Genomic DNA, 9,119 nt, shown 5'->3' with positions numbered 1-9,119 from the left:
AGAGCGTAAAGGGGCTAGGCGACTCAATACTGCTTGTAAGCACCAACTCTCGCATCCATCCTTAGTCATCCCGCACTCGATGCGGGATCTACCAGCAGGCGACTTGGTGACTAAAAATACGCTTACGTTGAACTCAAATAGTTCCCGGCTCGGGGGCCGGGATGACGGCGTGTAGGCACACCGATTAGGAGTGATCATAGGCAGAGTGTAAAGGGGTCAGGCGACTCAGGAGTGGCACCATAACATCCATTCCCACATACACAGCCTGTCATCCCGCACTTGATGCGGGATCTGCTAACAGGTGACTCAGGAGTGACACCATAACATCCATTCCCACATACACAGCCTGTCATCCCGCACTTGATGCGGGAACTACTTACAGGCGACTGGAGTTGGCATCAAACACCACTTTTCAAACCCAACTACCGTCATCCCGCACTTGATGCGGGATCTGCTAACAGGTGACTCAGGAGTGACACCAATTACACCCATTCCCATATACGCCACCCATCATCCCGCGGGTCTCAAAAGCAATGCTTACCCTAGGCGCAGTGCAATAAACTCGGCCAGCTTATTTACCGCGTGGGCAGATTCCTGGGTGTTTTTAACCAGGCTGATACCAATCTGACCCAGCTCCGGTAAAAAGGGCGTTTGCGCCTGGTAACTGAGCGTAGCCGGCACGGTACTTTTAGCCAGCACCGTAATGCCCAGGCCTTCTTTAAGCGCAGCCGTCAGCCCTGTTAAATCGGCATTGCTGTACACAATGCGGTATTGCAGACCGGCCTGTTGCAGTGCCTCAATGGCACGGCGACGATAAATACAGCCCTCCGGCGCCGTTACCAAAGTAACAATCTGCTGTTGTGCCAAAGACAGGTCGCCCACCCATACCAGCTGGTCCTGCATAAACACCGGATAATTTGACGAATTAAGATCTTCGTTCAGCGCCAGGACCAAATCGAACTGATCCTGTCGAGAAACCGATAACAGATGTTTACTGAGTCGGGATTTCACTTCCAGCGCCACGTCCGGATACAAAGAAACAAAGTCGCCGATGATGGCGGGCAATATGCGTGCGGCAAACTCACTGGGGATCCCCAGACGTACCCGGCCGGTAACGCTCTCAGAGGTAAATTGCTGAATGATCCCATCGTTGAATTGCAGCATTTGCTTGGCCTGAGGCAGCAGTAGCTCGCCGTACTGGTTGAGTACCTGACGTTGACCCTGTTTTTTGAACAGTTTACAGCCCAGTTGTTCTTCAAGGCGTTTGATCTGCAAGCTCACTGCCGGCTGAGACAGGCCCAGCAGCTCGCCGGCCTTGGCAAAACCACCTACTTCAACCACAGTTACCAGGGTGCGCAGGCCATCAATCGATAAGTTTTTCATATTAATAAAATCAATTTATAAAACCCAAATACATTAATATTATTTATCAAACGATAAATAAATACAATTTGTTGTTGCGCAGACGGATCCCTATACTTTTCTCCATCTTAATTTCATCAGGATAGTCGCATGATGAGCACGCCAATCATCTTCGCTAAGCACCGTCAGGGCACGGTGGCGGCGGAAAATCGCATTTTCTCGCCACAGGATCTGGTCGTACTGGATTTCAGCGGATTTGAAACCACACCTTTTCTGAATCAGGAGCTGGGGCTGAACCTCAACAAACTGATGGCACCCGGGCTGGGTGTGCAAGGTCAGCTGGCAGGCGCACAGTCATTTGCTGTTTATTACTTTAGCGAAACAGCCTACCGTTTCGTGCTGAGCGAAGACGCTGCGCAAGCACTCTCAGCACTGGTAAGCAAACATGACAGCGACTACGACATTGAACTGGTACGTCGCAGCGACTTAGCCATTACGCAACTGAGCGGTCAGGCTGCGCTTGAGACGGTACTTAGCAGCTTTTCGCTGACACCGGGTCTGCAAATTTCGGACTTGCAGGCGTGCTATGGTAAACAAAGCGGCGACGTTTTCGTCACTACCTTAGTACAACAGGGCCTGCAGCAGTACCAGCTGATTGCAAACCAAGAATCTTTGAGCCTGTGGCAGGCTCGACTGGCTGAACAGGGTTTTGCTCAGCCAGACGAACACGCCCCAAATTAACCCCATTCACCGGTGTTGCGCTGGTGAACATGCACCTGGCTTGTAACCGGGTGGGTGATGACAATAAGTGAAGGAAGAGTATGACTTCTAAAACAGTACTGCATGCCAAGCACCTAGAAGCTGGCGCGAAAATGGTTGATTTCCACGGTTGGGAAATGCCAATCAACTATGGCTCCCAAATCGAAGAACACAACGCTGTGCGTGAAGACGCGGGCATGTTTGACGTGTCTCACATGACCATTGTCGATGTAAAAGGTGCCGATGCCCAGGCATTCCTGCGCAAGCTGGTTGCCAACGATGTGGCTAAACTGAAAGTTGCAGGTAAAGCACTTTACACCGGAATGTTAAACGAGCAGGGCGGTGTGATTGATGATTTGATCATCTACTTCTTCACAGAAACTGAATATCGTCTGGTTGTAAACTCTGCAACACGCGAAAAAGATCTGGCACATATGAATGCGGTTGCTACCGACTTTGATGTGGCCATCACAGAGCGCCCTGAGTACGCAATGATTGCGGTACAGGGTCCAAATGCCAAAGCAAAAACAGCCACTATCCTGAGCGATGCACAAAACGCAGCAGTAGAAGGCATGAAGCCGTTCTTTGGCGTACAAGCTGAAGAGCTGTTTATTGCAACCACGGGCTACACAGGTGAAGACGGCTATGAAATCGTTGTACACAATGATGATGCAGCGCAACTGTGGCAAAAATTATTAGACGCGGGCGTCCGTCCGGCTGGCCTAGGTGCACGTGATACGCTACGTTTAGAAGCGGGCATGAACCTTTACGGCTCAGATATGGACGAAAGCGTTTCTCCACTGGCAGCTAACATGGCGTGGACCATTGCGTGGGAGCCGGCAGAGCGTGACTTTATCGGTCGTAAAGTGATTGAGCAGCAACGTGCTGACAAGAGCACTGACAAGCTGGTTGGCCTGGTACTTGAGAGCAAAGGCGTGCTGCGCGGTGGCTCTAAAGTTATCGTAGAAGGTGGCGAAGGTGTTATCACTTCTGGTACATTCTCGCCGACGTTAGGCTTTAGCGTAGCTTTGGCCCGTGTACCTCGCTCTACGGGTGACACAGCTCAGGTTGAAATGCGCAAAAAGCTGGTAGACGTTAAAGTGGTTAAACCTTGCTTTGTACGCAATGGTAAGTCGGTTCTGTAACGCACAGAGCACAATAGAATAACGGGCGATGGCCCACATAAATCGACCAAAGGAACAAAAAAATGAGCAACATTCCTAGCGAGTTAAAGTACGCAACGTCTCACGAGTGGGTTCGCGCTGAAGGCGACGGCACTTACACTGTCGGCATCACTGAGCATGCGCAGGAACTTTTGGGTGACATGGTATTCGTTGACCTGCCTGACGTAGGTGACGAAGTTGATGCTGGTGAAGACTGCGCGGTTGCTGAGTCTGTAAAAGCCGCTTCTGATATCTACGCGCCAATCGGTGGTGAGATCGTGGCTATCAACGAAGAGCTGGAAGACTCTCCGGAATCAGTCAACAACGACCCTTACGGTGACGGCTGGTTGTTCCGTGTTAAAGCGTCTGACGAAAGCGAACTTGAAAACCTGCTTGACGCAGAAGGCTACGAAGCCAACATCGACGAAGACTAATTCGTTGTAGATATCATAAAAGCCCCCTGCGTGGGGCTTTTATAGTTGCGCCCAATGTGAGGCGTGGCGACACCGTTAAACTCTGTGACTGTTACCAAGGTATTTTCGTCGTTCCGGGAGGCTAAGCCAATCTCCGGCCGGTCGAACAACAGTGACACCCCCATTTTTACTTGGATCATAGGAATCTGGACACATGTCAAACGCCAAATCTCTTGAACAACTAGAGCAAAAGCAAGACTTTATTCGTCGCCATATCGGCCCGAGCCCGGCTCAGGTGAGTGACATGCTTGCTGCGCTTGGAGTATCGAGTGTTGAAGAGCTGATCGGTCAGACAGTACCTAGCTCAATCCGTTTAGAGCAAGGCCTGCAAATTGGTGAAAGCCGTACCGAAGTAGAAACGCTGAGCTACCTGAAATCTGTAGCAAGCAAAAACAAGGTCTTCAAATCTTACATCGGTCAGGGTTACCACCCGACACACGTGCCAAACGTTATTTTACGTAACGTACTGGAAAACCCAGGTTGGTATACCGCGTATACGCCGTACCAGCCAGAGATTGCACAGGGCCGTCTTGAGTCTTTGCTTAACTTCCAGACTATGACCATGGACATCACCGGCCTTGACCTGGCCAGTGCGTCACTGCTTGATGAATCAACCGCAGCAGCCGAAGCCATGGCGCTGGCTAAGCGTGTGTCTAAAGCGAAAAAAGCAAACCTGTTCTTCATTGCTGAAGATGTACACACACAAACCATCGACGTAGTCACCACTCGTGCCGAGCAGTTTGGTTTTGAAGTGATCGTTGGTCCTGCAAGCGATGCGGCAAACCACGAGATCTTCGGTGCTCTGTTCCAGTATCCAACGACGTCAGGTGAAGTGGTCGACATCACAGACATCATCGCACAAGTACAAAGCAAAAAAGCGATTGCCTGTGTGGCCGCTGACATCATGAGCTTAATGTTACTGAAAGCACCAGGTAAACTGGGCGCAGACGTGGTACTGGGTTCTGCACAGCGCTTTGGTGTTCCTATGGGTTACGGTGGTCCACACGCTGCGTTCTTTGCAACACGTGATGCATACAAGCGTTCACTGCCAGGGCGTATCATTGGTGTATCAAAAGACCGCTTAGGTAACGATGCGCTACGTATGGCAATGCAAACACGCGAGCAGCACATCCGCCGCGAAAAAGCCAACTCAAACATTTGTACAGCGCAGGTACTGCTGGCCAACATGGCTGCATTCTATGCGGTGTACCACGGTCCTCAGGGCCTGAAAACCATTGCCGAGCGCATTAACCGTTTCGCCAGCATTCTGGCAACTGGCCTGAAGGCCAAAGGTGTAGCACTGAAGCACGACACCTGGTTTGACACCATCACAGTGGTTGCGAATGACGCAGACAAGGACGCGGTAGTCGCGCGCGCCGTTGCAAACGAAGTCAACTTTGCCATCAACCACGCTGGCGAGTACTCAATTGCACTGAACGAAACCACCACCCGCGGTGACATCGCAGAACTGTTCGACATCATCCTGGGCGAAGGCCACGGCTTAGATGTGGCAGCACTGGACAGCGAAGTTGCAGCAAACAACATCACAGGTATTCCGGCAAGCCTGGTACGTGATGACGAAGTACTGACGCACGACAACTTCAACAGCTACCACAGCGAAACTGAGATGCTGCGTTACATCAAGCGTCTTGAGAACAAAGATTTGGCACTGAACCACTCTATGATCTCTCTGGGTTCTTGTACCATGAAGCTGAACGCGACCGCTGAGATGATCCCGGTTACCTGGTCTGAGTTCGCTGAACTACACCCGTTCTGCCCGTTAGAGCAGGCACAGGGTTATCAGGTAATGATGACTGAGCTGCACGACTGGCTGGTTAACATCACAGGCTACGACGCAGTATCACTGCAACCTAACTCAGGTGCTCAGGGTGAATACGCGGGTTTGATCGCGATTCGTAAATACCACGAGTCACGCGGCGAAGGTCACCGTAACGTGTGTCTGATCCCAAGCTCTGCGCACGGTACTAACCCGGCGTCGGCGCAAATGGCCAGCATGAAAGTGGTTGTGGTTGGTTGTGACAGCGACGGTAACATCGACCTGGATGACCTGCGCGCGAAAGCAGAAGACGTATCTGAGAACCTGTCTTGTATCATGGTTACTTACCCGTCTACCCACGGTGTATACGAAGAAGCCATCCGTGAAGTGTGTGACATCGTTCACCAGCACGGCGGCCAGGTTTACATGGACGGCGCGAACATGAACGCACAGGTTGGCGTAACCAGCCCGGGCTCAATCGGTTCTGACGTATCGCACCTGAACCTGCACAAAACATTCTGTATCCCGCACGGCGGTGGTGGCCCGGGTGTGGGTCCTATCGGTGTTAAATCGCACCTTGCGCCATTTATGCCTAACCACAGCGTGATCAAAGTAGCGGGCACCAACGAAGGTAACGGCGCAGTTTCTGCGGCACCTTACGGCTCAGCAGCCATCCTGCCAATCTCATGGGCGTACATTGCCATGATGGGCAGCGAAGGTCTGAAGCAGGCTACTGAAATGGCCATTGTGAACGCCAACTATCTGACAGAGCAACTGAGCAAGCACTACCCGGTACTCTACCGTGGCCGAAATGACCGCGTTGCCCACGAGTGTATTATCGACCTGCGCCCATTGAAAGAAGCCTCTGGCATCACAGAAATGGACGTGGCTAAGCGTTTGATGGACTACGGTTTCCACGCGCCGACCATGTCATTCCCGGTTGCTGGCACGCTGATGATCGAACCAACGGAATCTGAGTCTAAGGTAGAAATCGACCGCTTCATCGAAGCCATGATCTCTATCCGCGCTGAAATCGCCAAAGTAGAAAACGGCGAATGGTCAGTAGAAAACAACCCACTGGTGTTCGCACCACACACCCAGGCAGATGTACTGGGCAACGAGTGGGATCGTGCCTACGACCGCTTCTATGCAGCATTCCCGGTTGCATCAGTAGCGAAAGACAAGTTCTGGCCAACGGTAACCCGTATCGACGATGTATACGGCGACCGTAACCTTATTTGTTCTTGCCCGGCTGTAGAGACTTATGCTGAGTAAGTGAATTTTTGAGTCGAGTTAATCCACGACTTAGATTTTTGAAAACCGCCTTGAGAGATTAAGGCGGTTTTTTATTGTCTGTTATTTGATTCGCTGTGGGAGGTGAGAAATTGGACTTACCACTCCTTGGCCTCCTTGCTGGATAATATGCGTGTAAATCTGAGTTGTCCGGACGTCACTATGGCCAAGTTGAGTTTGTATTGTTCTTATATCAGCGCCATTTTGCAGCAGATGGGTCGCAAAAGAGTGCCGTAATGTATGCGGTGTTACCTGCTTAGTGATCCCAGCTAAATACGCAGCTTTTTTTACTGCTCTTTGAACCTGCTTCTCATGCCTATTGTATTTATGTCTTAGTCTGTGGGGTAGCCATACGCGAGGGTATTGCGGGTTTTTCAGGTCAAGTTGCAGATAATTTTCGACTTGGTGGAATTGGCTTCTTAGTAGGGGAATTAACTCTTTAGCCAGCGTCACAACTCTGTTTTTACCGCCTTTACCGTCCCATATTCGAAGGCAGAGATAATCAAAATCGATATCTTTAACCCGAAGCCTCATTGCCTCCATCAACCTTAGACCACTGCCATAAAGCAGGGCGCATGACAGGTAATGTCGAGCGCTACACATAGTAAGTAATGAACTAACTTCTTCTTTTATTAATGCAACCGGTAACTTGCGAGGACGTTGGCTTTTGGTAAAGTTTAGTCGTAAAGACAATGGCTTTTTAAGTATCTCTTTATACAAAAAACATAAGGCGTTTAATGCCTGCGCTTGTGTGCCTTGAGCAACATTTTGTTCATTTACCAGGTGATTAAGAAATAGTTCAACTTCTTTATCCCCCATGGTTGTAGGGTGTCGCATATTGTTAAAGCGAATAAACGCAGCAGTCCATTTTAGGTACGCTTCAATGGTACGTTTGGCATAACGTCGCAGGTACATCTGCTCTTTCAGCATGAGTAGAAAAGGTGATTTCATGAACGTTCCATTTTGTAAGGTTGATACTGGATGTATAGACAGTGTTTGGGCTGTTGTCCAATAACATTATTACGTGTCGTTTTGTCCAATTTTCACACAAGTGTGTTTTTGCAGGTTGCAACCGATTGTTTACTTTGAGTTTGTTCCATGGGACTATGAGGGTATGTAATACAGCCCGTTTTGTCGGTTTATGTTCCGACATTTTGGGGTAGAATAAATTGTTAGGATATTAAGGATGAAAATGGAAACTATGGATGAGATTATCTTTCCAAACATTCAGTTAAGTCATATTGAACTATACGTTCAAGACCTAGCTAAGATGGAAGACTTTTACAAAAGTAAGTTAGGCTTTGTTGTCACTGATAGAGGTGAAGGGCAAAATGGTATGGTTTTTTTAAGTCGGAACCCAGAAGAGCATCATCAAATTGTTTTAAGTCCAGTGCAATCGCACAGGACTCTTGAAAGTCCAGTTGATCATATCTCTTTTAGAGTTAAAAATATTGATGAATTGAAAGCCTTCAATTCATCATTAAAGTCAGTTTCTGAAATAAGTTTGCAAACAGTATCTCATGGCACTACTTGGTCTATATATTTTCGTGATCCTGAAAACAATAGGTTTGAAATTTTCACAGATACTCCCTGGCATGTGAATCAACCCTGTAAGTTCGCTGTAAATTTAGATTTATCTCATGAAGAGTTAATCAAATTTACAGAGAATGAGATTAGAAATATGCCTGGATTTTCTCCAAATAGTGATTGGGAAATAGTTCATAAGAATAGTTTAGGTGTACTTGGTTAGCCATATCCTAACAAACAATTTAAGAGTGATTCTCCACGCTTGGCATTTTGGGTTTGGGTTAAATTTAGTGTTTACGGAGTCGAAGTTGAGTGTTGTGGTAGCGTGGCTCACACCTTAATTGGGCGTTATAAGTTTTGAAGGTATGATGAAGCTCGCTATATTTTTGTTAATTCTTCTTTCTCCTTATGTATTGGCTTGCACGGCTGAAAAAGAGACGAAAGAAAAAGAATCGTTTGCTTACGTGTCAGAGTCTCAAGAGTTCGAAGGGATGTTATGACGGATCAGAGACACCCACCCCAAACTGGCGTACATAGCGTGCGCTATGTTCTAAATTGAAGTGCACCACTATAGTTCAAGTTAGCTATTTTTGGTTGTTTTGAGAGACACCCACCGAATTTTTTCCATTTGTGTAGGAGGCAGGTTCAACTTGGAAGTGCACCAACTTTTTCATTATAGATTTCAAATGGAGTTTTGTAATCAAGGCACCTCCTGGGCCTTGAGTTTAAATTATGCTCTATTTCTTGAATCTGTTTGTTGGTTAC

General features: G+C 48.5%; 7 protein-coding genes. 5 read left to right on the top strand and 2 right to left on the bottom strand.

Annotation, left to right across the window (positions count from 1 at the left end; translation table 11 throughout):
* Positions 1-537: 537 nt before the first annotated feature.
* Positions 538-1,383, bottom strand: a complete 846-nt coding sequence (locus tag NH568_RS23790) for a LysR family transcriptional regulator (RefSeq protein WP_010385250.1) — start codon at positions 1,381-1,383, stop codon at positions 538-540.
* A gap of 129 nt (positions 1,384-1,512) precedes the next feature.
* Between NH568_RS23790 and NH568_RS23785 the strand changes: the two genes are divergently transcribed.
* From NH568_RS23785 to gcvP, 4 genes are all read left to right on the top strand, one after another.
* Entirely contained in the window at positions 1,513-2,103 is a 591-nt protein-coding gene (locus tag NH568_RS23785) for a hypothetical protein (protein WP_253111241.1), read from the top strand.
* A gap of 80 nt (positions 2,104-2,183) precedes the next feature.
* Positions 2,184-3,266: a glycine cleavage system aminomethyltransferase GcvT gene (gene gcvT, locus NH568_RS23780; RefSeq protein ID WP_253111238.1), complete on the top strand. Its 1,083-nt coding sequence runs from the start codon at positions 2,184-2,186 to the stop codon at positions 3,264-3,266.
* 62 nt (positions 3,267-3,328) lie between these two features.
* Positions 3,329-3,718, top strand: a complete 390-nt coding sequence (gcvH, locus tag NH568_RS23775; RefSeq protein ID WP_054016478.1) for a glycine cleavage system protein GcvH — start codon at positions 3,329-3,331, stop codon at positions 3,716-3,718.
* Between the two features lie 193 nt (positions 3,719-3,911).
* Positions 3,912-6,809, top strand: coding sequence for an aminomethyl-transferring glycine dehydrogenase (gene gcvP / locus NH568_RS23770; protein ID WP_253111235.1), 2,898 nt, complete (start codon positions 3,912-3,914; stop codon positions 6,807-6,809).
* 81 nt (positions 6,810-6,890) lie between these two features.
* Here the strand turns inward: gcvP and NH568_RS23765 are convergent, their stop codons facing one another.
* Positions 6,891-7,778 carry an integron integrase gene (locus tag NH568_RS23765; protein ID WP_253111223.1) on the bottom strand — a complete coding sequence of 296 codons (888 nt, stop codon included), beginning with the start codon at positions 7,776-7,778 and terminating at the stop codon, positions 6,891-6,893.
* 241 nt (positions 7,779-8,019) lie between these two features.
* On the opposite strand from NH568_RS23765, the gene NH568_RS23760 reads away from it, so the two are divergent.
* Positions 8,020-8,577 carry a VOC family protein gene (locus NH568_RS23760; protein ID WP_253111221.1) on the top strand — a complete coding sequence of 186 codons (558 nt, stop codon included), beginning with the start codon at positions 8,020-8,022 and terminating at the stop codon, positions 8,575-8,577.
* Positions 8,578-9,119: the final 542 nt, after the last annotated feature.

Source organism: Pseudoalteromonas sp. XMcav2-N (assembly GCF_024124545.1).
In the GTDB taxonomy this organism is placed as follows: Bacteria; Pseudomonadota; Gammaproteobacteria; order Enterobacterales; family Alteromonadaceae; genus Pseudoalteromonas.
This window is presented reverse-complemented; position numbering and strand designations above follow the sequence as displayed.

What these genes read in the sequence shown, in the direction of transcription:
- NH568_RS23765 (WP_253111223.1), bottom strand. Translation starts at nt 7,778, where the DNA reads ATGAAATCACCTTTTCTACTCATGCTGAAAGAGCAGATGTACCTGCGA.
- gcvP (WP_253111235.1), top strand. Translation starts at nt 3,912, where the DNA reads ATGTCAAACGCCAAATCTCTTGAACAACTAGAGCAAAAGCAAGACTTT.
- gcvH (WP_054016478.1), top strand. Translation starts at nt 3,329, where the DNA reads ATGAGCAACATTCCTAGCGAGTTAAAGTACGCAACGTCTCACGAGTGG.
- NH568_RS23785 (WP_253111241.1), top strand. Translation starts at nt 1,513, where the DNA reads ATGATGAGCACGCCAATCATCTTCGCTAAGCACCGTCAGGGCACGGTG.
- NH568_RS23760 (WP_253111221.1), top strand. Translation starts at nt 8,020, where the DNA reads ATGGAAACTATGGATGAGATTATCTTTCCAAACATTCAGTTAAGTCAT.
- gcvT (WP_253111238.1), top strand. Translation starts at nt 2,184, where the DNA reads ATGACTTCTAAAACAGTACTGCATGCCAAGCACCTAGAAGCTGGCGCG.
- NH568_RS23790 (WP_010385250.1), bottom strand. Translation starts at nt 1,383, where the DNA reads ATGAAAAACTTATCGATTGATGGCCTGCGCACCCTGGTAACTGTGGTT.